The sequence below is a fragment of the Rahnella inusitata genome (genome assembly GCF_018288855.1).
GTDB classification, from domain to species: domain Bacteria; phylum Pseudomonadota; class Gammaproteobacteria; order Enterobacterales; family Enterobacteriaceae; genus Rahnella; species Rahnella inusitata.
In genome coordinates, this window is record NZ_CP065024.1 from 1318204 (window position 1) to 1343777 (window position 25574).

The 25574-nt window shown below is 52.1% G+C and carries 24 protein-coding genes and 3 tRNA genes; 13 read left to right on the forward strand and 14 right to left on the reverse strand.

The genetic code is table 11. The features are described 5' to 3' along the window. Positions 1-62: 62 nt before the first annotated feature. Entirely contained in the window at positions 63-1388 is a 1326-nt protein-coding gene (gene argA / locus I2123_RS06180) for an amino-acid N-acetyltransferase (RefSeq protein WP_112165963.1), read from the reverse strand. A 229-nt stretch (positions 1389-1617) separates the two neighbouring features. Between argA and amiC the strand changes: the two genes are divergently transcribed. After that, a complete protein-coding gene (gene amiC / locus I2123_RS06185; protein ID WP_213051999.1) occupies positions 1618-2868 on the forward strand; it encodes an N-acetylmuramoyl-L-alanine amidase AmiC in 1251 nt (416 codons plus the stop codon). 107 nt (positions 2869-2975) lie between these two features. Here the strand turns inward: amiC and I2123_RS06190 are convergent. The 3 genes from I2123_RS06190 to I2123_RS06200 all read right to left on the reverse strand — a co-directional run bounded on the left by I2123_RS06190 (position 2976) and on the right by I2123_RS06200 (position 3349). Beyond that, a tRNA-Met gene (locus tag I2123_RS06190) sits at positions 2976-3052 on the reverse strand. A gap of 72 nt (positions 3053-3124) precedes the next feature. Beyond that, positions 3125-3201, reverse strand: a tRNA-Met gene (locus I2123_RS06195). A 71-nt stretch (positions 3202-3272) separates the two neighbouring features. Beyond that, positions 3273-3349: transfer RNA gene (locus I2123_RS06200), tRNA-Met, on the reverse strand. 222 nt (positions 3350-3571) lie between these two features. Between I2123_RS06200 and mltA the strand changes: the two genes are divergently transcribed. Further along, positions 3572-4684, forward strand: coding sequence for a murein transglycosylase A (gene mltA, locus I2123_RS06205; protein WP_112168846.1), 1113 nt, complete (start codon positions 3572-3574; stop codon positions 4682-4684). Between the two features lie 31 nt (positions 4685-4715). After that, a complete protein-coding gene (gene tcdA, locus I2123_RS06210) occupies positions 4716-5531 on the forward strand; it encodes a tRNA cyclic N6-threonylcarbamoyladenosine(37) synthase TcdA (protein ID WP_112168847.1) in 816 nt (271 codons plus the stop codon). Here the strand turns inward: tcdA and csdE are convergent. Both csdE and csdA read right to left on the reverse strand, forming a co-directional pair. After that, the gene (gene csdE, locus I2123_RS06215; RefSeq protein WP_213052000.1) at positions 5519-5953 is read right to left on the reverse strand and encodes a cysteine desulfurase sulfur acceptor subunit CsdE; all 435 of its coding nucleotides are present in this window, start codon (positions 5951-5953) and stop codon (positions 5519-5521) included. The two genes, tcdA and csdE, sit on opposite strands and share 13 nt — an antisense overlap. A gap of 33 nt (positions 5954-5986) precedes the next feature. Continuing rightward, a complete protein-coding gene (csdA, locus tag I2123_RS06220) occupies positions 5987-7192 on the reverse strand; it encodes a cysteine desulfurase CsdA (protein ID WP_213052001.1) in 1206 nt (401 codons plus the stop codon). Between the two features lie 189 nt (positions 7193-7381). Here csdA and I2123_RS06225 point away from each other — a divergent pair, with 189 nt between their 5' ends. The 4 genes from I2123_RS06225 (at position 7382) to rlmM (ending at position 10563) form a co-directional block, all read left to right on the forward strand. Continuing rightward, complete coding sequence (locus I2123_RS06225; RefSeq protein WP_056781782.1) at positions 7382-7603, forward strand: YgdI/YgdR family lipoprotein; 222 nt, start codon at positions 7382-7384, stop codon at positions 7601-7603. Positions 7604-8053: 450 nt separating this feature from the next. Then, entirely contained in the window at positions 8054-8974 is a 921-nt protein-coding gene (locus I2123_RS06230) for a transcriptional regulator GcvA (RefSeq protein ID WP_112168850.1), read from the forward strand. Between the two features lie 94 nt (positions 8975-9068). Next, the gene (locus I2123_RS06235) at positions 9069-9464 is read left to right on the forward strand and encodes a DUF423 domain-containing protein (protein WP_112168851.1); all 396 of its coding nucleotides are present in this window, start codon (positions 9069-9071) and stop codon (positions 9462-9464) included. Beyond that, positions 9457-10563: a 23S rRNA (cytidine(2498)-2'-O)-methyltransferase RlmM gene (gene rlmM / locus I2123_RS06240; protein WP_112168852.1), complete on the forward strand. Its 1107-nt coding sequence runs from the start codon at positions 9457-9459 to the stop codon at positions 10561-10563. Before I2123_RS06235 ends, rlmM begins: the two co-directional genes overlap by 8 nt. Positions 10564-10657: 94 nt before the next feature. On the opposite strand, the gene xni is transcribed toward rlmM, so the two are convergent. The 3 genes from xni to queF all read right to left on the reverse strand — a co-directional run bounded on the left by xni (position 10658) and on the right by queF (position 13948). Further along, a complete protein-coding gene (gene xni, locus I2123_RS06245; protein WP_213052002.1) occupies positions 10658-11410 on the reverse strand; it encodes a flap endonuclease Xni in 753 nt (250 codons plus the stop codon). 85 nt (positions 11411-11495) lie between these two features. Next, entirely contained in the window at positions 11496-12860 is a 1365-nt protein-coding gene (gene ppnN, locus I2123_RS06250; protein WP_112168854.1) for a nucleotide 5'-monophosphate nucleosidase PpnN, read from the reverse strand. A gap of 242 nt (positions 12861-13102) precedes the next feature. Then, entirely contained in the window at positions 13103-13948 is an 846-nt protein-coding gene (queF, locus tag I2123_RS06255; RefSeq protein WP_213052003.1) for an NADPH-dependent 7-cyano-7-deazaguanine reductase QueF, read from the reverse strand. Positions 13949-14027: 79 nt separating this feature from the next. Here queF and syd point away from each other — a divergent pair, with 79 nt between their 5' ends. Further along, the gene (syd, locus tag I2123_RS06260) at positions 14028-14579 is read left to right on the forward strand and encodes a SecY-interacting protein (protein WP_213052004.1); all 552 of its coding nucleotides are present in this window, start codon (positions 14028-14030) and stop codon (positions 14577-14579) included. A gap of 655 nt (positions 14580-15234) precedes the next feature. Here syd and I2123_RS06265 read toward each other — a convergent pair. Further along, positions 15235-16473: an MFS transporter gene (locus I2123_RS06265; protein ID WP_112168857.1), complete on the reverse strand. Its 1239-nt coding sequence runs from the start codon at positions 16471-16473 to the stop codon at positions 15235-15237. A 198-nt stretch (positions 16474-16671) separates the two neighbouring features. On the opposite strand from I2123_RS06265, the gene I2123_RS06270 reads away from it, so the two are divergent. From I2123_RS06270 to I2123_RS06280, 3 genes are read left to right on the forward strand one after another with little or no spacing between them, the layout of a single operon-like run. Next, on the forward strand, positions 16672-16986 hold the full coding sequence (locus I2123_RS06270; RefSeq protein ID WP_112168858.1) for a YqcC family protein: 315 nt from the start codon (positions 16672-16674) through the stop codon (positions 16984-16986). A gap of 1 nt (position 16987) precedes the next feature. Next, the gene (truC, locus tag I2123_RS06275; RefSeq protein WP_112168859.1) at positions 16988-17767 is read left to right on the forward strand and encodes a tRNA pseudouridine(65) synthase TruC; all 780 of its coding nucleotides are present in this window, start codon (positions 16988-16990) and stop codon (positions 17765-17767) included. A 53-nt stretch (positions 17768-17820) separates the two neighbouring features. Beyond that, entirely contained in the window at positions 17821-18270 is a 450-nt protein-coding gene (locus tag I2123_RS06280; RefSeq protein WP_112168860.1) for a flavodoxin, read from the forward strand. A gap of 94 nt (positions 18271-18364) precedes the next feature. On the opposite strand, the gene I2123_RS06285 is transcribed toward I2123_RS06280, so the two are convergent. The 4 genes from I2123_RS06285 to map all read right to left on the reverse strand — a co-directional run bounded on the left by I2123_RS06285 (position 18365) and on the right by map (position 23364). Further along, the gene (locus I2123_RS06285; RefSeq protein WP_112168861.1) at positions 18365-18754 is read right to left on the reverse strand and encodes a DUF3461 family protein; all 390 of its coding nucleotides are present in this window, start codon (positions 18752-18754) and stop codon (positions 18365-18367) included. A gap of 160 nt (positions 18755-18914) precedes the next feature. Continuing rightward, on the reverse strand, positions 18915-19739 hold the full coding sequence (dapD, locus tag I2123_RS06290) for a 2,3,4,5-tetrahydropyridine-2,6-dicarboxylate N-succinyltransferase (protein WP_112168862.1): 825 nt from the start codon (positions 19737-19739) through the stop codon (positions 18915-18917). Positions 19740-19786: 47 nt separating this feature from the next. Beyond that, entirely contained in the window at positions 19787-22477 is a 2691-nt protein-coding gene (gene glnD / locus I2123_RS06295) for a bifunctional uridylyltransferase/uridylyl-removing protein GlnD (protein ID WP_244879884.1), read from the reverse strand. A gap of 95 nt (positions 22478-22572) precedes the next feature. Next, the gene (map, locus tag I2123_RS06300; RefSeq protein ID WP_112168864.1) at positions 22573-23364 is read right to left on the reverse strand and encodes a type I methionyl aminopeptidase; all 792 of its coding nucleotides are present in this window, start codon (positions 23362-23364) and stop codon (positions 22573-22575) included. A gap of 366 nt (positions 23365-23730) precedes the next feature. On the opposite strand from map, the gene rpsB reads away from it, so the two are divergent. Beyond that, positions 23731-24456 carry a 30S ribosomal protein S2 gene (rpsB, locus tag I2123_RS06305; protein WP_056781750.1) on the forward strand — a complete coding sequence of 242 codons (726 nt, stop codon included), beginning with the start codon at positions 23731-23733 and terminating at the stop codon, positions 24454-24456. A 147-nt stretch (positions 24457-24603) separates the two neighbouring features. Then, positions 24604-25455 (forward strand): translation elongation factor Ts, encoded by an 852-nt coding sequence (gene tsf / locus I2123_RS06310; RefSeq protein WP_112168865.1) that lies wholly within the window; start codon positions 24604-24606, stop codon positions 25453-25455. The last annotated feature ends 119 nt before the right edge of the window (positions 25456-25574 follow it).

The following is a 25574-nucleotide window of genomic DNA, read 5'->3' on the forward strand; positions in this document are numbered from 1 at the left end:
TTTGAAATTCAGAAAGCAAAAAGGACGCGTTAGCGTCCTTTTTTATGGATGAAAATCAGTGTTTAGAGCTCGGAAATCAGGATTTTAGAACGGCGCTGATAGTTATACATTTCCTGCTTCTGAATCGGCAGAACATCTACTTCGGCCGGTTTGAAGCCACGTTCCTGGAACCAATGGATGCTGCGGGTGGTGAGCACGAACAGACGGTTTAGGCCCATTTGCTTCGCCTGGCTGGCCACTCGCTGCAACAGCATTTCGCCGCGTGATGAACTGCGGTAGTCAGGATGCACTGCTACGCATGCCATTTCACCGATGCCTTCATCGTGGAAAGGATACAGCGCCGCACAGGCGATGGTCAGGTTATCCCGTTCGATAATGGTGAATTTATCTATTTCCATTTCCAGCTGTTCGCGGGAGCGGCGCACCAGAATTCCCTGTTGTTCCAGCGGACGGATCAGTTCGAGGATCCCGCCGATGTCGTTGATGGTCGCGCGGCGAACCTGTTCGGCACTTTCCATCACGATTTGTGTGCCGATGCCGTCGCGTGAGAACAGCTCCTGAATCAACGCGCCATCTTCCTGGTAGCTGATCAAATGACTGCGACGTACGCCGCTGCGGCAGGCTTTCACCGCACCGCGCAGGAAGCGCACTGTGCCTGAGAGGTAATCGCCGCTGGCTTCCATTGTATCAATACGAAGCTGCGCATCATTTGGAAACAGCTCGGAAATGATATTGCCTTCTTCGTTTATCACGCCCTGTGAAGAACAGAAGCCTATCATCTTCTCAGCTTTCAGTTTGATGGCCAGCTGCGTCGCGACTTCTTCGGACGTCAGGTTAAAACTTTCCCCGGTGACCGACACCGCAACTGGCCCCATCAGTACGATGGCGTTACTGTCGAGCTGGCGGTGAATCGCTTCTTCGTCGATGCGGCGGATACGGCCACTGTGGCAGTAATCAATACCGTCATCCACGCCCAGCGGCTGAGCAATAATAAAGTTACCGGAAACGACGTTGATGTGCGCGCCCTGTAGCGGAGTATTATTCAGACTCATCGACAGGCGGGCAGTAATATCCAGCTGCAAAAGCCCCGCCGCCTGCTTCACGAGTTCGAGGGCGCGGGCGTCGGTGACACGGATATTTTTATGATAAATCGGCTCACAATTGTGGTCGGCGAGATTCTCGTCGATTTGCGGACGCGCGCCATAGACGACGACAAGCCGGATCCCTAAGCTGTGTAACAGACCGATATCATTGACAATATTGCTGAAGTTCTCATGCTCAATGGCTTCTCCACCGAGCATGACAACGAATGTTTTGCCACGGTGCGCATTGATATAGGGAACTGAGTGGCGAAATCCCTGAACCAGTTCAGTACTACGTTCCTTCACGGCAAAACCTCGTTTGAATTTTTATTCGTAATTTCTGTATTTTTATTCTTTTAAGGCTGTGTGGCAAGTAAGAAATCTCTGTTTTTCTATTAACAACGATTACAAACACACAACAAATTGATATATCGAAATAATGTTTAGGAATGACATGCAGGGAAGGATTGGTTAAAATTCTCAAACTGAGCTTTTAATCAACACTTTAAGACTTTTAAAACCTGTTTGAGACTGCATGACTGACGATAACCACAACCCTGGAAGACGACGACTTCTTCAAACCGTAGCGGCTTCCTGGATGCTCAGTGTGAGTAAAGTGGGGTTCGCTGCCAGTTCACAGGTTATTGCCGTGCGTATCTGGCCCTCTTCGACTTATACCCGCATCACGCTGGAATCCAGTACTCCTCTGAAGTATAAGCAGTTTCTGCTGAGCTCACCCGCGCGCGTGGTGGTAGATATCGAAGGCGTTCACCTCAACAGCGTGCTGAAAGGCCTGGGGGATAAGGTCCAGCAGAGCGATCCTTATATTCAGCAGGCGCGGGTAGGGCAGTTTGATGCCAACACTGTGCGAATGGTGCTTGAGCTCAAGCGCTCAATCAATCCTCATGTATTCACGCTTAAACCGGTGGCAGAGTTTCACAACCGACTGGTCGTCGATCTGTATCCGGAAGAAGGTGCGGTCAGCGCTGAGGATGATCCGCTGCTGGCATTACTGGAAGATTACAATCGCGGGGATGTGGAAAGGACTTTGCCGCCGGAAGCCGCAAAAGACGGGCAGGCAGGGCGCAGCAGACCACTGGTCATCATGTTAGATCCCGGTCACGGCGGTGAAGACCCCGGCGCTATCGGAAAATATAAAACGCGTGAAAAAGACGTCGTTTTGCAGATAGCCCGCCGGTTGCAAAAGCTTATTGCCCGTGAAAAGAACATGAAAGCGCACATGACCCGCAATGAAGACGTCTTTATTCCGCTGAAAGTGCGTGTCGCCAAAGCGCGAAAGCTGCGGGCCGATCTGTTTATCTCCATTCATGCCGATGCGTTTACCAGCCGGGCGGCTAAAGGCTCGTCCGTTTTCGCCTTATCGACGAAGGGGGCGACCAGTTCAGCGGCACGTTTTCTGGCGCAGACTCAGAACGAATCCGACCAGATTGGCGGCGTGAGTAAAAGTGGTGACAAGTATCTCGATCACACGATGTTTGATTTGGTGCAGACAGCGACTATCAACGACAGTCTGAAATTCGGCAAGGAAGTGCTGACGCGGATGGGAAAGATTAACCCTCTGCATAAAAACAAAGTGGATCAGGCCGGATTTGCAGTGCTCAAAGCACCGGACATCCCGTCCATTCTGGTGGAAACCGCGTTTATCAGTAACATTAATGAAGAGAAGAAACTGCGTACGGCACATTTTCAGCAGCAGGTCGCGGAATCAATACTGGCAGGGATAAAGGCCTATTTCGCTCAGGGTGGAATGTCTGCAAGGGGGTAAATAGTAAAGGGATATCAGGAAGAGAAGGGGGACAGGATTCTGTCGCCAAAATTTAGAGACAAAAAAACACCCGTTAAGGTGCCTGATGTTTACTGGTTTTTAGTAGTTGGTTGCGGGGGCCGGATTTGAACCGACGACCTTCGGGTTATGAGCCCGACGAGCTACCAGGCTGCTCCACCCCGCGTCCGTCACTACTTAGTACTGCTTTACTTCTTCACATTATTCTAACTCAGCGCATAAAGCATAAGTTTAGAATTGGTTGCGGGGGCCGGATTTGAACCGACGACCTTCGGGTTATGAGCCCGACGAGCTACCAGGCTGCTCCACCCCGCGTCCGTAGCACTTCTTACTTCTTCACTTCATCGTTCAATTGAATCGGGCATTTTATTGCCTGCGAATCGAATTGGTTGCGGGGGCCGGATTTGAACCGACGACCTTCGGGTTATGAGCCCGACGAGCTACCAGGCTGCTCCACCCCGCGTCCGATGGAGGCGAACTATACTCCCCATGAGATTTCGCGCAACCCTTTATTTGAATTTATTCAAACAAAGCACTTAGTTGCTGGCTTTTTACACATATCGTTGCTGTTTTATACCCAATTTGACTGAGGGCACTTTTTTCGGCCAGGGCAATTCCTTTCTGATAGGCCGTTTGTTATCGTTTCGCCTGTCATTTCCCCTGAAAGTAAGAGAGCGCGGCAATAATGAAAGGACGTTGGAGTAAATATCTGCTGGGTGGTTTGGTAATTGCGGTGCTTGCAGGTTGTTCCTCGCGCCCGACCGACCGGGGTCAGCAGTATAAGGATGGGCGGCTGGAAAACGCGCTGGAATACGTCAATGAGCCGAATGCGACAGGCAAACCTGTAAATGCCCTTGATTACTCCAATCAGGTCGCCGCCGTGCAAATCGCCTCTTCTTCCTTATATGGCAGAAACAATTCGACGTTTCAGGCCGTTCAGCAATGGCTGCGTTCAGGTGCCGATACCCGCAACCTTAGCCAGTACGGAATCAGTGCTTATCAGATGGAAGGTGCCGATAACTTCGGTAACGTCCAGCTGACCGGCTATTACACGCCGGTGGTTCAGGCGCGTTATACCCGTCAGGGCGAATTCCAGTATCCGCTGTACCGCATGCCGCCAAAACGCGGTCGCCTGCCGGATCGCGCGTCCATTTATTCGGGCGCATTGAGCGAAAATTACGTCGTGGCCTGGACCAACTCCCTGATGGATAACTTCATGATGGAAGTACAGGGTAGCGGCTATGTCGATTACGGCGATGGCCGTCCTTATATGTTCTTTGGGTATGCGGGCAAAAATGGCCACGCTTACCGCAGTATTGGTAAAGTGTTGATCGACCGTGGTGAAGTGGCGCGTGAAAATATGTCCATGCAGGCCATCCGCCAGTGGGCCGATTCGCACAGCGCCGCCGAAGTGCGCGAGTTGCTGGAGCAAAATCCCTCGTTCGTCTTCTTCAAGCCGGAACCATTTGCACCTGTCCGCGGTGCGAGCGGCGTGCCATTGATTGCCAAAGCGTCCGTAGCGTCTGACCGTTCGCTGATCCCGGCCGGAAGCACTTTGCTGGCGGAAGTGCCGGAGCTTAACGATAAAGGTAAGTTCACCGGTAAATACCACATGCGTCTGATGGTGGCGCTGGACGTTGGCGGCGCGATTAAAGGACAACATTTCGATATGTATCAGGGAATTGGTACTGATGCCGGGCATGCCGCCGGATTTTATAACCACTATGGCCGCGTCTGGGTGTTAAAATCAGCGCCAAATGGCAAACCGCTGTTCACTGCGTATGCCCAGCCAAATTAAGTTTTCGACACGTACTGAGGTTCAGAAGGTCATGACAGCAACATACTCCGACGCATACCAGCAACGCTTTGGCGGCACTGCACGTCTTTATGGTCAGCAGGCACTGGCGTTGTTTTCGCAGGCACATGTTTGCGTGATTGGTATCGGCGGAGTGGGTTCCTGGGCGGCTGAGGCGCTGGCCCGAACCGGCATCGGCGCGATCACGCTCATCGATATGGATGACGTGTGCGTCACCAATACCAACCGGCAGATCCACGCGCTGCGTGAAAACGTCGGGCAGGCGAAAACAGAGGTAATGGCTCAGCGTATTCTGGCGATTAATCCGGAATGCCAGGTAACCTGCATCGACGATTTCATTACGCCGGATAACGTCGCGGAGATGCTCGATAGAGGGTTTAGCTACGTGATTGACGCCATCGACAGCGTGCGCCCGAAAGCAGCATTACTTGCGTATTGTCGCCGCTTCAAAATTCCTGTCGTGACCACCGGCGGTGCCGGCGGGCAGATTGATCCGACCCAGATCGCGGTTGTCGATCTGGCAAAAACCATTCAGGATCCGCTTGCGGCGAAGCTGCGTGAGCGTCTGAAAAACGATTTCAATGTGGCGAAAAACAGTAAAGGTAAACTGGGGATCGACTGCGTATTTTCCAGCGAACCGCTGATGTACCCGCAGGCCGACGGTTCTGTCTGTGCGTCACGCGCCACTGCGGAAGGGCCAAAGCGTATGGACTGTGCGTCAGGGTTTGGTGCGGCGACGATGGTCACCGCCACCTTCGGTTTTGTCGCGGTTTCCCATGTGCTTAAAAAGATGATGGCGAAACAGATTCGTCAGGCTCAGGCTGCCTGACGGGCAAGACGTAATACGCCTTCTGCCAGCGCATTCAGTCCGCTGGCGCGGCTGGTGCTTAGCTGTTCCCGCAGACCTAAAATATCAAACAATGCCAGCGGATCCCCGTTCAGGATCTCGTCTGGCGTTTTGCCTTCTACCGCCGTCAGCAGCACGGCCAGCAAACCTTTGACGATCCTTCCTTCGCTGTCGCCGTAGAAATGCATTGTCCCTTTTTCTGATTTCTCAGCGCCCAGCCAGACCCGGTTTTCGCATCCCGACAGCTCGTTTTCCGGCAGTTTCAGTGACGCATCCAGCGGTGGCAGAGATTTTGCCAGCAGGATTAACTGACGATAGCGATCTTCCCACTGGCGGAATGTGGCAAATTTTTCCGTCAGTGAGGCTTCGGTGATCTCATGTCCAAAAGGGTGTGGCGTGTGCATCGTATTCCTCAAAAAACGTGTTTCTCAAATAAATTAATCGGCTAGCAGGCTGAGGGCATATTTTACCGCAGCGGTCAGGCGGGTGACGTCCTGCTCATTATTATAAGGCGCGAAAGATGCACGTAATGTTCCGCTGATGCCCAATGCAGCCATCAGCGGTTGCGCACAATGTTGTCCGGCGCGCAGTGCGATGCCTTGCTCCGCCAGCAATGTCACCAGATCGCTGTGATGCACTCCGGCGATATCGAAGGCCAGCAGCGATGCATTCTGAGTGCGGAAACTGCGAAAACCGTTAAGTTGCGAGAGCTGCTCTTCCGCCAACGATGCCAGATTTTGCGCATAGCGTTCAGCGGCGGGCAGATCCACCGTTTTCAGCCATTTCAGCGCGGCCGCCATACCTATCACACCGGCAATATTCGGTGTGCCGGCTTCAAAACGATGCGGCACCGCCTGCGGTGTAAAGTCAGACATCGACGCCCTCGTCAGCATTTTCCCGCCGCCGTGCCACGGATCCATGCTGTCGAGTAATTCGGATTTTCCGTACAGCACGCCGATACCCGTCGGGCCATACAGTTTGTGGCCGGAGAAAGCATAGAAATCGACGTCAAGCTGCCGGACATCAGGCGGCGAATGCACGACGCCTTGTGCGCCATCCACCAGAACCGGCGTGCCGTTGGCATGTGCCAGTTCAATCGCACGCGCAAGATCGGGCATTGCACCGGTGACGTTGGACATTTGCGTGACAGCCAGCAGTCGCGTGCGGGCGTTAAGCAGGGCCGGGAGCGCATTGATATCGGGAAGGCCGAGCTTATCCGCCGGCAGCGTGATGACATGCGCATGACACTGATTCGCCAGCATTAACCATGGGATCAGGTTTGCGTGGTGCTCTGCCTGACTGACAATAATTTCATCACCGGCCTGCAGCTTCGGGCGTAAATAGCTTTGTGCCACCAGATTAATGGATTCCGTGGTGCCGCGTGTCCAGATGATATCGGCAGGGCGGGGGGCATTAATCCATTCCGCCGCCAGAGCGCGTGCCTGCTCGTATTCCTGAGTAAGCGTTTGCGCCGCGTGGTGCTGACTGCGGTGAACCGTCGCGCCATCCTGTGAATAAAAATTCACGGTGGCGTCGATAACCGCCTGTGGTTTCAGGGCGGTGGCGGCGCTGTCGAGATAGCACTGTCCCTGCGAGAGCGCGGGAAAACATTGACGAAAATCAGCGGCGTTAAAGTCAGTCATGCAAGATCAAATCCTTCGGCTACGGGCTAAAGAGTACAAACTTTCCGTTTGTGCAAACCATCTATTCATTTTAGGAATGGTTACCTGGAAATATACCAGAGGTTTGTTATGCTGAATTACGAAGACTAGACGCATTACCCTGGGGGCTTCCCGGGAATTGAAAGCATTTTAATCTGCAAGGAGTCTACAATGAAAAAGATCGTCGCCGTAATTTCAGCCGCACTGCTGACCACTACACTTGCCGCCTGTTCGAGCAACTATGTGATGCACACCAACGATGGCCGTACTATCGTTGCTGAAGGCAAACCAAGCACCGACAGTGATACCGGTATGATCAGTTATACCGATGCGTATGGCAACAAGCAGCAGATCAATAAGTCTGAAGTGAAAGAGATGGCTGAAGGGAAATAATCCCCTGAGTGACACCACCTTCGGGTAACCTCACTGCGCCTCACGACAAAACCGGATACGTATGCGACGTAGCCGGTTTTGTCACATATGTACGGCGCGATATTGCCGGGATTGCCGAAATCCGGACAAAAAAAAGCACCGCAAAATGCGGTGCTAAAAAATCACTTTGGACAGACAGGGTAATGTACAGGAAGTGAAAAGTTTGTAGCATTCAAGCTACGAGTCCGGATTGCCGGACAATTGCAAACACAACATCACAACCACAAGCCAAAAGTATTTCAGCATCCTCATACCAATCTACTTTTCGTTCCGGCTCAGGAAGTGGCGCCACTATAGGTTTTTGCCTGTACATCCTCAACGGACAAATTATAATGTCTCGGATTAAAAAAACTAATATCCAGAGCCACGGACAGGCGTCCCGCTGACCGGCACACAAGAAGTATCCTATCTATGTCAAAACGTTTACCACCTCTTAACTCACTGCGTGTGTTTGACGCCGCAGCGCGCCACCTTAGTTTTACTAAAGCGGCAGAGGAATTGTTCGTCACGCAGGCTGCTGTTAGCCACCAGATTAAGTCACTTGAAGACTTTTTGGGGCTAAAACTGTTCCGTCGCCGTAATCGCTCTTTGTTACTGACCGAAGAAGGGCAGAGCTATTATCTGGATATCAAAGAGATATTCTCCTCGTTAAATGAAGCGACGCGCAAACTTCAGGCGCGGAGTGCGAAAGGTGCGCTGACGGTCAGTTTGCCGCCGAGCTTTGCTATCCAATGGCTGGTGCCAAGATTGTCTGGCTTTAACTCAGCTTATCCGGGTATCGATGTGCGGATTCAGGCTGTAGACCGCGAGGAGGACAAATTGTCTGACGACGTGGACGTGGCGATTTTCCATGGGCGCGGCAACTGGCCGGGCCTGCGCGCCGAACGTTTATACGCGGAGTATTTAATCCCCGTTTGTTCTCCGTCTTTACTGATGGGCGATAATTTGCTGAAAGAACCTGCCGATCTCGGGCATCACACTTTGCTGCACGATGCGTCCCGCCGCGACTGGCTGGCTTACACCAAACAGCTGGGGCTGCAACAGGTGAATGTGCAGCAGGGGCCGATATTCAGCCACAGTGCGATGGTGGTGCAGGCCGCCGTTCACGGGCAGGGGGTGGCGCTGGTGAACAACGTGATGGCGCAAACTGAAATCGAAGCCGGTCGTCTGGTATGCCCTTTCAACGAGGTTTTAGTCAGTAAAAACGCTTTTTATCTGGTTTGTCATGACAGTCAGGCAGAACTGGGTAAAATAGCCGCCTTTCGCCAGTGGATCCTTGCGCGTGCAGCCAGCGAGCAGGAAAAACTGCGCTTTCGGTTTGATCAGGCCTGAGGTCTGAATACCAGAAACTGATGGACATGAACGTACTGATGAGACTGATTATTCAAAGTTTTCATCATTAAACAACGATAACAGGTAACGTAAAATGACCAGTCGTTCAATGCTGATCTTCGCCGCGATCAGCGGTTTTATCTATGTGGCGTTTGGTGCCTTCGGTGCGCACGTACTGAGTCAGTCGCTGGGAGAAGCCGAACTGGCCTGGATCCACACCGGCCTGACCTACCAAAGTATTCACACGCTGGCGGTGATGATTTTAGGCGTTGCGATGCAGCGTCAGCGTAATGTGTGGTTCTACTGGAGCAGCGCGTTTCTGGCGCTGGGAACCGTGTTATTCAGCGGCAGCCTTTATTGTCTGGCGCTGTCGCACCTCCGTTTATTTGCTTATGTGACTCCGATTGGCGGTACCTTGTTTCTGGTCGGTTGGATTTTGATGTTGATCGGCGCATTGCGCCTGAAGAAAAAGGCCGAACGCCATGAATAAAGTTGCTCTCTACTGCCGTCAGGGTTTTGAAAAAGAATGTGCAGCAGAAATTACGGACAAAGCCGCGAAGATGGAAATCTTCGGTTTTGCCCGTGTAAAAGATAACAGCGGTTATGTGCTGTTTGAATGTTATCAGCCTGACGACGCCGATCGTATTGCAAAAGAACTGCCGTTCCGCAGTCTGATCTTTGCCCGACAGCTGATCGTCGTGGGCGAGTTACTCAAAGACTTACCGCCTGAAGATCGTGTTTCGCCGATCGTCGGTATGGTACAAAACGTTATCACCAACGGCGGTGAACTGCGCGTGGAAGTGCCGGATACTAATGAAAGCAAAGAACTGACCAAGTTCTGTCGCAAATTGACGGTGCCACTGCGTACCGCCATGCGTGAACGCCGCATTTTGGGCAAACGTGAAAATCCGCTTCGCCCGGTCGTGCACGTGTTCTTTATTGCATCGGGTTGCTGCTACGTCGGCTACTCCTACAGCAATAATAATTCTCCGTATTATATGGGGATCCATCGCCTTAAATTCCCTTCTGAAGCGCCAAGCCGTTCTACGCTGAAGCTGGAAGAAGCATTCCACGTCTTCATTCCTGCTGATGAGTGGGAAGAGCGTCTGGCGAGCGGAATGTATGCGACGGATCTGGGTGCCTGCCCCGGCGGCTGGACTTATCAGCTGGTGCAACGCAGCATGATGGTCACCGCGATTGATAACGGACCGATGGCACCAAGTCTGATGGAAACCGGTCAGGTTGTTCACCTGCGTGAAGATGGCTTCCGCTACAAATCGACCAGTACCAAGAACTACTGGCTGGTGTGCGACATGGTAGAAAAACCGGCGAAAGTGGCTGCGCTGATGTGTGACTGGCTGGTCAACGGCTGGTGTCGTGAAGCGATCTTCAACCTGAAATTACCGATGAAGAAGCGCTACGAAGAAGTGTCTAACATTCTTGCGCGCCTTGATGAGCGCCTGAAAGAAAACGGCGTTAACGCTGAGATCTTTGCCAAGCAGCTTTATCATGACCGTGAGGAAGTGACAGTGCATATTCGTCGTTTCTGGTCAGCCATTGGTGGCCGTCGTGATGAACGCGATCATTGATGTTCATTGAATGAAAATTGATGTGAAGTGAAATATGAAAAGGCGCTTTCTTCGGGAAGCGCCTTTTTCTTTGGCTGTTGGCCATGTGTCGGGATTACGGCAGACGCAGTTGCTGCAAATTTCCGTCGAGCACAATATTGGTTTGCAGTGTGGAAACCCGTTTACAGACATAAGCCAGTTCACGGTGCTCCTGCAATTTAGACTGCCACTTTTCCGGCACGCCGCTGAGATTGTCATACAGCGCATCCAGTGAACCGGCCTGCGTCAGCAAGGTCACGGCGGTTTTGGGGCCAATCCCCGGCACGCCCGGAATTTTGCTGCTGCTGATCCCGGCCAGTCCCCAGTAATCGGTGAGCTGATGCGGCAGAACGCCGAAGGTCTCACGCACAAATGGCATATCCAGCCAGCGCTTCTGGAAGTAATCGCGAATTTGCACGTTAGGAGCCAGTAGTTGGCAATAACCTTTGTCGGTCGAAACGATGGTCACCTGATGTCCGCCGGATGACACTTTGTCCGCCAGCGTGGCGGCTAAATCGTCGGCTTCGTTGCCGGCGGAATGCCAGCAGGTGATCCCGAGTGCTTCAAACCCGGCCTTCAGGCTAGGCATTTCGGCGAAAAGGTTATCCGGCATCGGCGAGCGTCCGGCTTTGTAATCAGGCAGACACTGATGACGCCAACTGTCGGCGCGATCGTCTTCATCGAAAACTGCTACCGCATGGGTTGGCTGAGTATGTTGAATCAGTTGTCCAATCGCATTCTGACAGGTTATCAGACAAGGCGAACCTTGCACCGCGTGAATACGGCGGATCAGGTTCAGGGCATCAATAATCAGCAGATGTATCGCCATCGACAAACTCCATAATCCACTCTCCATAATAAACAGGGCGACATCTCGTCGCCCTGAAATCTGCTTTAAACGCGTACCCTTAACATCAGGCACAAATTTCATAGCAAGGAATATACGCACTGCCCGGCAATTTCATGCGGTGCTGTGCGACGAAGCCCTGCAACAGACTGTCCATTTTCTTCATTAACGCCGGATCGCCGTGCAGTTTAAAGCGCCCGTGTTGTTCGATAGCGTGAATACCAAACTCTTTAACGTTTCCGGCCACAATACCGGAGAAGGCGCGGCGCAGGGCGGCGGCCAGTTCCTGTGGCGGCTGGTTCGGATAAAGGTTCAGGTTCGCCATGTTTTCATGGTTTGGCTCGAACGGATGCTGTAAGTCAGGCGCAATGCGAATTGACCAGTTGAAACTGTAAGCATCGCCGCTGTTACGGCGATTTTCTTTCACCAGTGGCATTGCACGTTTCATCTGACGGGCGACTTCTGTCGGATCATCCACGATGATGGTGTAGAACTTAGCGGCATCCTCGCCCAGCGTTGATTTAATGAACGCATCGAGCACGTGGAAGTAATCTGCGCTCTCTTTCGGGCCGGTCAGGATCAGCGGTAATACCTGATCGCTGTTTTGCGGATCCATCAGAATACCCAGCAGATACAGCAATTCTTCCGCCGTTCCGACGCCGCCGGGGAAGATGATAATTCCGTGAGCGATACGAACAAAGGCTTCAAGGCGCTTTTCGATATCCGGCATGATGATCAGTTCATTGACCAGCGGGTTTGGCGGTTCCGCAGCAATAATGGAAGGTTCAGTCATGCCGATGAAACGACCTGCTTTGTAACGTTGCTGCGCATGACCGACGGCAGCACCTTTCATCGGTGCTTCCATTGCGCCAGGGCCGCAGCCGGTGCAGATGTTCAGTTCACGCAGGCCGAGCTGGCTGCCGACGTTGCGGGCATACTGATATTCCACCTCATTGATGGAGTGCCCGCCCCAGCAAACAACCATATTCGGATCTTCATCCAGATGGAGTGCGCGGGCGTTGCGTAAAATGGAGAACACCATATTGGTGAGGTGCGCCGCATTGTCACTGTTGAAGTTTTCAAAGCGGGGATTACTGGCGATTTGCGCATTAACGAACAGGATATCTCGCAACACGGCGAACAGGTTTGCTTGCAATGAACGGATGATCCGTCCATCGACAAAGGCATCTTCCGGCGGATTGACCAGTTCGAGTTTCACGCCACGCTCGCGGCGCAGCACGTTAATATCAAAGCTTTCGTAACGTTCGAGGAGTTCTTTACTGCTGTCGGTCTGACTGCCGCTGTTGAGGACGGCCAGTGAGCAATTTCGGAAAAGACGGTACAAGTCGCTGCTCGCGGTGCGCTTGAGCATGTCGACTTCCAACTGCGACAACAAATCCATGGAGCCCAACGGGCTGATATGTGTAATCAAAGTTGCTCCTTGACACCAATCGGTGCTGTGATTATTTCTGCTGCCGGGCGCCGTGCATGATTTTTCGGATCATGTTTTTTGCGTCGCAAAGCGTTGGGCAAACAAAAACAATTATCTGTTAACAGAAAGGATGATCGGTGCAGGTTTGCCCGTCATCTCCTTCTGATTTAACAGTAACCTTGTCGTCAGGCTTTTACCAATGCTCACAGAGCGTTAGCGCAAAACTTGAGCAATGCCTCGCATTATTGCCTGACGAGTCTCGCGGTTGCAGGTTCAAACGGGAAGTTAGACCGCCACGGATTGATGTCCAGACCGCCGCGACGGGTATAGCGGGCGTACACGGCGAGTTTCTCCGGCTGACAAAAACGCAGAATGTCGTTGAAAATTCGCTCAACGCACTGTTCGTGGAATTCGTTGTGATGGCGGAATGACACCACATAACGCAACAGGGCTTCGCGATCGATTTTCGGACCACGATACTGGATCTGCACCGACCCCCAGTCTGGCTGGTGAGTGATCAGGCAGTTGGATTTGAGCAGATGGCTAACCAGTGATTCTTCAACGATTTCATCGCCAGCGGCCTCTGCCAGATAGCCGGTGCTGAATTCGTAGCTGTCGATTTCGATATCCTGATCGTCAATACACTCTCCCGTGAAATGTCCGACCGGTGAGCCTTCAATGTCAGACAGGCGGCTGATGGTGACCGTCACATTGCCCTGTGCACAAGCGCTCAAATCCCGCGTTAAGGTTTCCTGGACGGCCTGCCAGTCAGGGAATACTGTCTGGTTGAAGCTGTTGAGGTAAAGTTTGAAGCTTTTGGATTCAATCAGATTTTGGCTGTCAGCATTCAGACTGATTTCGCCGACGGCGACCTGCGGCAACCCTTTGGCATTGAGCCATGAGAGTTCGTAAAGCGTCCAGATGTCTGCGCCATGAAAGGGCAGGGCATCCGGGAACAGTCCCAGCGGTTCACGGTTCATACTGCGGGGAACGGCTTGTAACAAAGAAGCATCGTAGTGATCGACGTAAGCCGTGCTTTTGCCCAGCGTGAGTTGCGCCAGTGCGGGGTTATCCTGATAAGAGGACATGCTGTCACCTTGCTAAGAGATCGGTACAATAGAGAATAATGACTAGTTTAACCCAGCCTTACCTGAAGATGAGAGAATTATGGAGTCTGAAGTTTCTGTAGCATTGCGTGAATTTACTCAGCGTTATGTCGATCTATGGCAGCAGGAAACTGGCATGCCACCGTCGAGTGAGGCCCTGTTTGGCGTGGAATCCCCTTGTGTTGTGAAAACCGACGAAGACAAAGTGTTCTGGCTGACGCAAATCTTCAGCCCTGAAAGTACGCTGGAAAATGTCGAGCGCGCGATGGAACTGCAGTTGCGCCCGGAAGCTCATCAGTTTTACACCACGCAATTTGCCGGCGACATGACCGCCGAATGGCAGGGCAATGCATTGACGCTGCTGCAGGTCTGGAGCCTGGAAGATTTCACCCGCTTGCAGGAAAACCTGATTGGTCATCTGGTGACACAAAAACGTCTGAAGCTGACGCCGACGGTCTTTCTGGCGACGACCGATTCAGAGTTGGATTTGGTTTCCTTGTGTAATGTGACCGGCAATGTTTTTCTGGAACAGTTCGGCAGCAAAAAAAGAACTATACTCTCGCCATCGTTGTCAGAATTCCTTACAATGCTGACCGCTGTTTACCCCGCCTGATCGTCGTTTCTGAAAGCATACCCCCAGCGCACAAATGGCTCACACGCGTGTGAGAGATCTCTCACAAAGGTTGTAAGAGATCTCGCCAATTTGGCTTAGTTTTTTTCGTCTTAAAACAGTTAAACCATTTTAATTCAATATGTTAACTCTTATTCCCCCTCCCATCAGGCTTACACCCGTCTATTGTGGCTTACAGCCTGTCTTGCCTGAGAGGCCGAAATCAACGATTCTAGTCGTGCAGAAAGGAAGCATGAAACAGAACATCAGGATGATGGCTGTTTCATAAAGCAGGGGACGACTCAGGGTGAGTCAGGACGGCATCGGATTATGCCAGGATGTTTCAGGACGAAACCAGGGACACCTCCAGGACGGAGAAGAGAGCTCACAAAGGAAGCTGAGCGGGTCACAGATGACCAGGATGCGAGTCGGGATGACTTAGGATAAACCGTCAGGATGAAAGTAGGACGATGCAAGGGATAGCAGGTTAGGATAACCGCAGGAAAAGTTTTCAGGGATTGAGCAGGGAGCACTTAGGTAGCTGGATTGCTATAAAACGAACCGGGGGCACTGTGAAAACAGTGCCCCCAATTTTTTGTCTGAATCTCAGGTATGATGCAACACAAGAGCGCTCCGGCGCTTACCGAAGCGCATCTGGTCAGCCGATAGCCCCCAGCACGTCATCCTGACCCTGCTTTTTCGGCAACAGGAATAACGTCGCGAAGATATCGAGCAGATAAATGGCGGCCAGCAGTGTAATGGCGGCAGTAAAGGAAACCTGAGCGACCAGCATCCCGATGACCAGTGGTCCAAAACCTCCCACGCCACGCCCCATGTTGAACAACAGATTTTGTGCCGTCGCTCTGACGCGTACCGGATAGAGATCGGAAATCAGCCCGCCGTAACCACCAATCATGCCGTTAACAAACATACCCATCACCGCGCCTGCAAAAAGCATCAGCGTGGGATCGGAAAGCTGCGCGTAACACACCACCATCACTACCGCACCAACCTGGTATATCAGGAATATTTTCCAGCGTGGGAAACGGTCAGACAAGACGCCAAACAACCAGATGCCGAAGGTCATGCCGATGACAGTCACCGCCGTCCATAAGCCCGATTTAGTCAGTGAGAAGCCAAAGTTCTTCGACAGGTAGCTCGGCATCCAAATCATCAGGCCGTAATAACCAAAATTCTGCACAGAGCATAAAATGAAAATACCGAGGCTGGCTTTGGTTGTCGCTTTATCGCGAAAGAGTAATTTTATGCGGCTAAAAAGTGAACCACCGTTGTCGGTGGAAGCGCTTTTCACGAACGCTTCCGGTTCGCCCATGGTCCTGCGGATCAGGAAGGACGCCAGCGCCGGTAACAGGCCGACCAGGAACATACCGCGCCAGCCGATAACATCGAGCAATAATGGCGTGAGGAAGGCGGCGAGTAACACCCCCAGCTGCCAGCCCATGCCGACATAGGCAGACGCGCGGTTACGCTTTTCAGCCGGCCAGGCTTCAGCGATCAATGCCATACCAATACCGAATTCGCCGCCGAGTCCGATACCGGCCAGGGTACGGTAAATCAATAAATCCCAATAGCCCTGAGCGAAGGCGCATAAACCGGTAAACACTGAGAACATCAGTATAGTGAAAGTGAGTACGCGTATACGGCCAAAACGATCGCTGATCGGGCCGAAAATCACGCCGCCGAGTACTGCGCCAATCAGGGTCCAGGTCACCAGTGAACCACTTTGCGAGGAACTGAGACCGAATTCGCTGGAAATGGCCGGGAGCATGAAGCCGAGAATGAGTAGATCGAAGCCATCCATGGCATAGCCGGTCACGGAGGCCAGCATCGCTTTGGCGGGTGTTGCGTGTGCTTTTTGAGTGTGTTGAGCGGACATAGGTACACATCTGTAAAGAAAAAAGTGGCGGTAGTTTGCCCGTATCGGGCACTTTTCGCCACTATGAAAAACGTATGGATGAAGGGATAAAGTGATAAACCGTGCCGGATGCAGAAAGTTGGGACAACACGTCTTCAATGATATGCTTTGCGCCCCCCGGCGGACGCTGCCCGGGGCCTTGAACGAAGAGAGCGACTCATGAATACAGAAAAACAGGTTCGTCAGATTTTAGAAGATATTGAACAGGCGATGCGTAACGCTAAACTCTGGCATGCCACGCCACCTGATACGGACGCTTTTGAAAGCCAGGAGCCGTTTTCAGTCGATACCATGTCTGCGGAACAATGGCTGCAATGGGTGCTGGTTCCCCGTATGTATGCCCTGTTGGAAGCCGGTGCGGCGTTGCCGACCCGTTTTGCCATCACACCTTATTTTGAAGTGGCGATGCCTGAAGCAACAATGTTGTTGAGTCAGCTGCAACGTCTCGATGATTTACTGAATATAGAAGACTGACATGCTGGAAATTTTGTATCAGGACGAACATCTGGTCGCAGTGAATAAGCCTGCGGGCATGCTGGTTCATCGCAGTTGGCTGGATCAACATGAAACAGTGTTTGTGATGCAAACATTGCGGGATCAGATTGGTCAGCACGTGTTTACCGTTCACCGCCTGGATAAGCCGACATCGGGTGTGTTACTGATGGCGTTGTCGAGCGACGTGGCGCGGTTGTTGTCCCAGCAGCTCGAAAATCACCAGATGAATAAGGTGTATCACGCGGTAGTTCGCGGTTATGTCAGCGAAGACGGTACGGTCGATTACGCCCTGACGGAAGAGCTGGATAAAATCGCCGATAAGTTTGCTAATCCCGATAAAGCGCCGCAGTCTGCAGTCAGCCATTATCGCGTGGTGGCGCAGGTGGAAATGCCGGTCGCCATTGGCCGCTACGACACGGCCCGTTACAGCCTGGTTGAACTGAAGCCGGAAACCGGACGTAAGCATCAGCTGCGTCGTCATATGTCGCATCTGCGTCATCCCATTATCGGTGACAGTGCCCACGGTGATCTCAAGCAAAACCGCGGAATGACCGAGCATTTTGGCTGTTCCGGCCTGATGCTGCACGCCAGTCATATGCAGTTACCACATCCGGTCACCGGTGAATTACTGTCTTTGCAGGCGCGCTGGGATAATCGCTGGCAAAGCGTGGTCGAACAGTTTGGCTGGCAGGGAAAAATCCCTGAGCTTGAAAGGGTTGATGTTGCTCCCGCTTGCGGTCAGGATAGTGAACAAATTTAAAGCCTTCGGATGTATTTGCCGAAGAGAAAGTCGAACGACACAGGAGTGAAGCCATGGCAGAGGTCGGAATTTTTGTCGGTACAGTATACGGCAATGCGTTACTGGTAGCGGAAGAAGCGGAAACCGTGCTGAAAAGCCAGGGTCACGAGGTAAAGCTGTTCGAAGAAGGGACGCTGGAAGCCTGGCAGTACTACCGTCATCATTTCGTTCTGGTCGTGACCTCCACGACCGGGCAGGGTGATTTGCCAGACAGCATTGCGCCGCTGTTCGCGGCGGTGCGCGATACTGTTGGCTATCAGCCGGAACTGCGTTACGGCGTGATTGCGCTGGGTGACAGCAGTTACGATCATTTCTGCGGCGGCGGTCATAAGCTGGATGATTTATTGCAGGAGCAGGGCGCAGCGCGTATCGGCGATTTGCTGGAAATAGATGCCATGGAAAATCCGGAGCCGGAAACGGTGGCCATTCCGTGGGTCGAGAAGTGGGCGTTATTGCTGAAATAAAGTACTGCGATGCAAATATTAAAAAAGGTCAGGGGAGTTAACCTGACCTTTTTGCATTTCTGCATGGCATCAATGAGGCCATGTATTATTGAAATTAACGACCGCTGGTGAGTTTTTCCAGATCAGATTCGATCTCGGTAATTTTATTAGCCACCACGGATTCCAGATGACGTAAATCGTCGAGAATTTTACGTTTAAGATCGACTTCAACCTGATCGCGCTGGCAGATTTGATCTAACTCATCAATCACATAACGCAGGTTGGCGCTGATTTCGTGAATTTCTTTGTAACCTTGTCCCGCATTATCAGCAACGATGGTTTTACGCTGGCGCGGATATTTAAATTTCACGCTTTTGGCAAAAAATTCGCCTTTATCTCTGCGGAAATAAATCTTCAGGATGTCGTTATTCGCCTCCTGACGCAGGCTGTAACGATCAATATCGTCGGGATTATTAATGCCCAGGCTTTTCAGATTGTCATACATAGCGCTACCTTCGTTTAGGAGAATATTTGATCATCATGATGAACCGAACGGCGGTTCGAATCGTTGATTAATGACACAATTTGCCATCAACAAGATAAAAAAATAGCGGGTATTGTTGTAAATACAAAAATTGACCCGCTATTTCTCAGTACTGCTCAGTTTAGTCGATGTTACGCAACAGCTCATTCAGGCCGGTTTTGCCTAATGTTTTCGCATCCACTTTCTTGACGATCACGGCGCAGTACAGGCTGTAGCTGCCATCTTTAGACGGCAGGTTACCGGAAACCACGACGGAGCCCGCAGGAACGCGGCCGTAATGTACTTCACCGGTTTCGCGGTCATAAATCTTGGTGCTCTGGCCGATGTAAACGCCCATGGAAATCACGGAGCCTTCTTCTACGATCACGCCTTCAACGATTTCTGAGCGCGCACCGATGAAGCAGTTATCTTCGATGATGGTCGGGTTAGCCTGCAACGGCTCCAGTACGCCACCGATGCCAACGCCGCCGGACAGGTGAACGTTTTTACCGATCTGCGCGCAGGAACCGACGGTCGCCCAGGTATCAACCATGGTGCCTTCATCCACGTAAGCGCCGATGTTGACGTAAGAGGGCATCAGCACAGTATTGCGGGCGATGAATGCGCCTTTACGAACGGCAGCCGGTGGCACTACACGGAAACCTTCACGCTGAAAACGGGCTTCATCGTAGTCAGCGAATTTCATCGGCACTTTATCGAAGTAGCGGCTTTCACCGCCTTCCATGACCTGGTTGTCGTTAATTCTGAAAGAGAGCAGTACCGCTTTCTTCAGCCACTGATGCGTTACCCATTCGCCATTAATCTTTTCAGCCACGCGCAGTTCGCCGCTGTCGATTTTGTTGATGACCTGAATGATCGCGTCGCGCGTTACGCTGTCTACGTTTGCCGGGGTAATGTCTGCACGGCGCTCGAAGGCTTGTTCAATAACGGTTTGTAGTTGCTGCATCCTGTTCTCTTTCCTGAAGTGATGTTAAATAGACAACCGTACTTGTATCACATTTTATCGCCGGGGTTGAGTGCCTCGGTTAATCGGCGCGTGATTTCCTTACGCGTCGGCTTGTCGAGTGCGCGACGTTCGGAGTTCGCCAGAATGAATAAATCTTCAACCCGTTCGCCGATGGTCGAAATGCGTGCCCCATGCAGCGATAACCCCAAATCAGAGAAGACTTCCCCGACGCGGGCCAGCAGGCCGGGTTGATCCAGCGCGACCAGCTCCATGTAGGTTCGGCGATCGGTATGCGTCGGCAGGAAACTGACCTCAGTCTGTACGCTGAAATGGCGCAGTTTTGGCGAAGGGCGGCGCGCGCGCGGTGGTTGATACGCTTGCGTCATCGACTGTTCCAGTGCGTAACGGATGGCTTCGTGACGATCCTGCGCCAGCGGGCTGCCGTCCGGTTCGAGGACAATAAAGGTGTCCATCGCCATGCCATCGCGGTTAGTGAAAATCTGTGCGTCGTGGATGCTCAGATTGCGTCGGTCCAGCTCGCCTGCGACCGTGGCAAACAGGTAAGGGCGGTCAGGGCTCCAGATGAAGATCTCCGTGCCGCCGCGCGTGGCCTGGCGACTCACCAACACCAGGGGTTTGGTGGAGTCATGTTCCAGCAGATGTCGCGCATGCCATGCCAGCTGATTGGGCGAGTGGCGCAGGAAGTAATCCGCACGGCAGCGGCTCCAGATACGGTGCAGCGCTTCTTCGTCAATATTATCCATACGCAGCAACGCCAGTGCCTGCAGGCGGTGATGGCGCACGCGTTCGCGCAGATCCGGTGTATTTTGCATACCGCGACGCAGCTGTTTTTCAGTTGCGAAATACAGTTCGCGTATCAGGCTTTGCTTCCAGCTGTTCCACAGGGTTTCATTGGTGGCGCAGATATCGGCCACTGTCAGACTGACCAGATAACGCAGGCGAACTTCGGTTTGCATTTCTGCTGCAAACTGTTGGATCTCGTTAGGATCCTGAATGTCGCGGCGCTGTGCCGTCACTGACATCAGTAAATGAACTCGCACCAGCCATGACACCAGCTGCGTTTCCCGCGAGTTCAATCCGTGCAGTTCGGCGAACTCGAGTACATCCTGCGCACCGAGAATGGAGTGATCGCCGCCACGGCCTTTGGCGATATCGTGGAACAGCGCGGCCATCAGCAAGAGTTCAGGCTGTGGCAGGCGCGGGTAGAGCTCTACGCATAACGGGTGTTTCGGGCGCGTTTCTTCATGAGCGAAGCTTTCGAGTTTTTGCAGCACACGGATGGTGTGCTCATCCACGGTATAAGCGTGGAATAAATCGAACTGCATCTGACCAACGATTTGCCCCCACTGCGGCATATATGCCCACAACACGCTATGACGATGCATCGGCACCAGCGCGCGCGACACGGCGCCCGGATGGCGCAGAATCGACATAAACATCTCACGCGCCTGCGGGATCATACACAGCGGCTCTTTCAGATGACGTCGCGCGTGACGCAGCAGGCGCACGGTGGTGGAGTAAATACCTTTGATTTCGCGGTGACGCACCATCAGGTGGAACATGCCGATAATGGTTTCCGGCTGGCGTTCGAACAGGGATTCGTCACGCAGGTCGATCAGATCGCCGCGCAGCTGGAAATGATCATCCAGAGGACGTGGCTTTTCATTCGGGCCAATCGCCAGAATCGCTTCATCAAACAGCTGTAACAACATCTGATTCAGCTCGCCGACCCGGCGGGTCATGCGATAGAAATCTTTCATCATGCGTTCGACCGGCTGATTGCCTTCGCCCTGATATTGCAGAAGCTGGGCGACGTTGAGCTGCCTGTCGAACAGCAGGCGGTTATCATACCGCGGTAATACTAAGTGCAGGGCAAAGCGAATGCGCCACAGGAAGCTCTGGCATTCCAGCAACTCATTGCGCTCGGCTTTGGTCAGAAAACCAAATGCAACCATTTCATCGAGCGACGTTGCACCGAAGTGACGGCGCGCGACCCACAGAATGGTGTGAATATCGCGCAGGCCGCCGGGGCTGCTTTTGATATCCGGTTCCAGATTGTAGCTGGTGCCGTGATAGCGCAGATGGCGTTCGTTTTGCTCTTCAATTTTGGCGCGGAAGAAGTTGGGCGAAGGCCAGAATCCGTCGCTGAAAATGTGTTTCTGCATGCTGAGGAACAGCGCAACATCGCCGCAAATCAGACGCGATTCAATAAGATTGGTGGCGACGGTGAGATCCGCCAGCCCTTCCAGCAGGCATTCTTCCAGCGTGCGAACGCTGTGCCCGACTTCCAGCTTCACGTCCCAGAGCAGGGTGATCAGTTCACCGATGCGTTGCGCCTGTTCATCATTAAGGCGTTTCTGGCTCAGTACCAGCACATCGATGTCGGAAAGCGGGTGTAATTCACCGCGTCCGTAGCCCCCTACGGCAACCATCGCGGTTTCGGGAATGTTGTCGAAACCGTAGAACGTCCAAAGACGTTGCAGGAGCTGGTCGATGAAATGCGCACGTGCATCAACCAATTCTTCTGCACGCAGCCCGGCATTGAACGCATCCGCCAGCCAGCCCTGAAACTGTTCCATATGTTGCTTGAGGCTCTGACGGTTTAAATCATCATCCGGATAGACGGCAGGGGAGACAGGCTGTGGCGGGCATGCGAACGGCAATTCCTGAGAGAGTTCAGATTGCAGGCGCTTTTCAGCAGAGAAGTTTTCAGTCATAGATGCGCAGCCCATTCCTACACGTTAAAGATAAAAAAACCGGCTTTCGCCGGTTTGATTGACAGATTTATCCGCACTTCGCAGAGCGGCAACTGTTAGTCGTGCGTCAGAATAGCCGGGATGGTGTCATCCTTACGCAGCGTCATAATTTCACAACCGTTATCAGTCACCACAATAGTATGCTCGTACTGAGCCGACAAGCTGCGATCTTTAGTTTTTACTGTCCAGCCATCTTTCATGGTGCGGATGCGGAAATCACCCGCGTTGACCATAGGTTCAACGGTGAAAGCCATACCTGCCTGTAAAACTACGCCGCCGTCGTCTGCATCGTAATGCAGAACCTGAGGCTCTTCGTGGAAACCTTCCCCAATGCCGTGACCACAGTATTCGCGCACAACGGAAAATTTCTCAGCTTCCACGAACTTCTGGATCTCTTTCCCCAGGGTACGCAGACGAATACCCGGTTTGATAAGGCGCAGTGCCAGATACAGGCTTTCCTGCGTCACGCGGCACAGACGTTCACCCAGGATCGTCGGTTTACCTGCGATGAACATCTTGGAGGTATCGCCGTGAAAACCGTCTTTAATGACCGTCACGTCGATGTTGACGATATCGCCGTCTTTAAGAATTTTGTCGTCACTTGGAATACCGTGACACACCACTTCGTTAATGGAGATGCAGACGGATTTCGGGAAGCCGTGATAGTCCAGGCAGGCAGAAATGGCTTTTTGGTTATTCACGATATGATCGGAACAAATGCGATCCAATTCACCGGTGCTGACGCCAGGTTTGACGTGAGGCTCAATGATTTCCAGCACTTCCGCAGCCAGACGGCCAGCGACGCGCATTTTTTCGATATCTTCAGGGGTTTTGATTGAAATGGCCATGAGTCTTCCTGCAGGTTTGTACATCCGGTGTGCTGTATTTCTACACCGTTGTCGTCAATAATTAGCTGTGGCTTATGGTATCAGCCCTGATATTAGCTGCCAAACTATCATTTCCAGGGGGGCAATTCGGCGAACAAAAGTTGCTGCCCGGCCGTTATTTGTGGTATAAAACGCGCCGGCAATCCGCTCTGGGTCCCAGACTCCGGGGGATTAAAGCCGAATTCACTCATATGTGTACTTATTAACGTAAGTAATAACACACACGTATCGACACATACGCCGGGGTGCCTTGGGAATTTATTCTGCAGGGTCGGTTGTATGGGATACGTGGAGGCATAACCCCAACTACTTAATAGAGGTTTTATCATGGCAACTGTTTCCATGCGCGACATGCTCAAGGCCGGTGTTCACTTCGGTCACCAAACCCGTTACTGGAACCCGAAAATGAAGCCATTCATCTTCGGCGCTCGTAACAAGGTTCACATCATCAACCTTGAGAAAACTGTTCCAATGTTCAACGAAGCTCTGGCTGAGTTGCAGAAGATCTCTGCCCGTAAAGGCAAGATCCTGTTCGTTGGTACTAAACGCGCAGCAAGCGAAGCGGTAAAAGACGCTGCACACAACTGCGACCAGTTCTTCGTGAACCATCGCTGGTTGGGCGGCATGCTGACTAACTGGAAAACCGTTCGTCAGTCCATCAAACGTTTGAAAGACCTGGAAATTCAGTCTCAGGACGGCACTTTCGAGAAGCTGACCAAGAAAGAGGCGCTGATGCGTACTCGCGAACTGGCTAAGCTGGAAAACAGCCTGGGTGGTATCAAGGATATGGGTGGTCTTCCTGACGCACTGTTCGTTGTCGACGCTGATCACGAACACATCGCAATCAAAGAAGCTAACAACCTGGGTATCCCGGTATTCTCCATTGTTGATACCAACTCCGATCCGGATGGCGTTGACTTTGTTATCCCTGGTAACGATGACGCAATCCGTGCAGTAAATCTGTACCTGAGCGCTGTTGCTGCCACTGTCCGTGAAGGCCGTTCGCAAGATCTGGCTGTTCAGGCAGAAGAAAGCTTCGTAGAAGCTGAATAATAAGGCAAGCTCAGCAGAGCCCTTATTAACCAGGTATTGAAATATGTTGGTTAGGGGGCCTTTATTGGCCCCCTTTGCTTATCTTAAATGCGAGAAATATCTCACCGCAAAAACCCTTTTTGCACTGAGATAATCGAGGAAAATACAATGGCTGATATTACCGCTGCCCTGGTAAAAGAACTGCGCGAACGTACTGGCGCTGGCATGATGGATTGTAAGAAAGCTCTGGTTGAAGCTAACGGCGACATCGAGCTGTCCATTGAAAACATGCGTAAATCTGGCGCGATCAAAGCGGCGAAAAAAGCAGGCAACGTAGCTGCTGACGGCGTGATCAAAACCAAGATTGAAGGCAACTACGGCGTGATTCTGGAAGTTAACTGCCAGACTGACTTCGTTGCTAAAGATGCCGGTTTCCAGGCATTTGCTGACAAAGTGCTGGATGCTGCTGTTGCAGGCAAAATCACTGACGTTGAAGTTCTGAAAACACAGTTCGAAGAAGAACGTGTGCAACTGGTTGCTAAAATCGGTGAGAACATCAACATCCGTCGCGTTTCTTCCCTGGAAGGCGAAGTGTTGGGTAGCTACCTGCACGGTGCACGCATCGGTGTTCTGATCGCTGCTAAAGGCGCTGACGAAGAACTGGTTAAGCAGATTGCTATGCACGTTGCTGCAAGCAAGCCTGAGTTCGTTAAACCAGAAGATGTGTCTGCTGAAGTGGTAGAAAAAGAGTACCAGGTTCAGCTGGACATCGCGATGCAATCTGGCAAGCCGAAAGAAATCGCAGAGAAAATGGTTGAAGGCCGCATGAAGAAATTCACCGGCGAAGTTTCTCTGACTGGCCAGCCTTTCGTTATCGACCCAAGCAAAACTGTTGGTCAGATTCTGAAAGAGCATAACGCCGACGTTATCAACTTCATCCGCTTCGAAGTGGGTGAAGGCATCGTTAAAGTTGAGACTGACTTTGCTGCAGAAGTTGCAGCGATGTCCAAACAGTCTTAATCAGTAACTGATGCACCATAAAATGGAACCGCTGCACGTTGGCGGTTCCGTTTTATCCAGCCCCAAATTCCAATGACATTGTGCGATGTGCTGTAGTAACACCCGGCAACAACGCTATG

Coding starts and splice junctions, on each gene's coding strand:
- truC (WP_112168859.1), top strand. CDS start 16,988: ATGCTGGAAATTTTGTATCAGGACGAACATCTGGTCGCAGTGAATAAG.
- I2123_RS06285 (WP_112168861.1), bottom strand. CDS start 18,754: ATGTATGACAATCTGAAAAGCCTGGGCATTAATAATCCCGACGATATT.
- queF (WP_213052003.1), bottom strand. CDS start 13,948: ATGTCCTCTTATCAGGATAACCCCGCACTGGCGCAACTCACGCTGGGC.
- I2123_RS06235 (WP_112168851.1), top strand. CDS start 9,069: ATGACCAGTCGTTCAATGCTGATCTTCGCCGCGATCAGCGGTTTTATC.
- xni (WP_213052002.1), bottom strand. CDS start 11,410: ATGGCGATACATCTGCTGATTATTGATGCCCTGAACCTGATCCGCCGT.
- tcdA (WP_112168847.1), top strand. CDS start 4,716: ATGACAGCAACATACTCCGACGCATACCAGCAACGCTTTGGCGGCACT.
- glnD (WP_244879884.1), bottom strand. CDS start 22,477: ATGACTGAAAACTTCTCTGCTGAAAAGCGCCTGCAATCTGAACTCTCT.
- rpsB (WP_056781750.1), top strand. CDS start 23,731: ATGGCAACTGTTTCCATGCGCGACATGCTCAAGGCCGGTGTTCACTTC.
- rlmM (WP_112168852.1), top strand. CDS start 9,457: ATGAATAAAGTTGCTCTCTACTGCCGTCAGGGTTTTGAAAAAGAATGT.
- I2123_RS06225 (WP_056781782.1), top strand. CDS start 7,382: ATGAAAAAGATCGTCGCCGTAATTTCAGCCGCACTGCTGACCACTACA.
- syd (WP_213052004.1), top strand. CDS start 14,028: ATGGAGTCTGAAGTTTCTGTAGCATTGCGTGAATTTACTCAGCGTTAT.
- map (WP_112168864.1), bottom strand. CDS start 23,364: ATGGCCATTTCAATCAAAACCCCTGAAGATATCGAAAAAATGCGCGTC.
- csdA (WP_213052001.1), bottom strand. CDS start 7,192: ATGACTGACTTTAACGCCGCTGATTTTCGTCAATGTTTTCCCGCGCTC.
- I2123_RS06280 (WP_112168860.1), top strand. CDS start 17,821: ATGGCAGAGGTCGGAATTTTTGTCGGTACAGTATACGGCAATGCGTTA.
- csdE (WP_213052000.1), bottom strand. CDS start 5,953: ATGCACACGCCACACCCTTTTGGACATGAGATCACCGAAGCCTCACTG.
- I2123_RS06270 (WP_112168858.1), top strand. CDS start 16,672: ATGAATACAGAAAAACAGGTTCGTCAGATTTTAGAAGATATTGAACAG.
- tsf (WP_112168865.1), top strand. CDS start 24,604: ATGGCTGATATTACCGCTGCCCTGGTAAAAGAACTGCGCGAACGTACT.
- I2123_RS06265 (WP_112168857.1), bottom strand. CDS start 16,473: ATGTCCGCTCAACACACTCAAAAAGCACACGCAACACCCGCCAAAGCG.
- amiC (WP_213051999.1), top strand. CDS start 1,618: ATGACTGACGATAACCACAACCCTGGAAGACGACGACTTCTTCAAACC.
- mltA (WP_112168846.1), top strand. CDS start 3,572: ATGAAAGGACGTTGGAGTAAATATCTGCTGGGTGGTTTGGTAATTGCG.
- dapD (WP_112168862.1), bottom strand. CDS start 19,739: ATGCAGCAACTACAAACCGTTATTGAACAAGCCTTCGAGCGCCGTGCA.
- I2123_RS06230 (WP_112168850.1), top strand. CDS start 8,054: ATGTCAAAACGTTTACCACCTCTTAACTCACTGCGTGTGTTTGACGCC.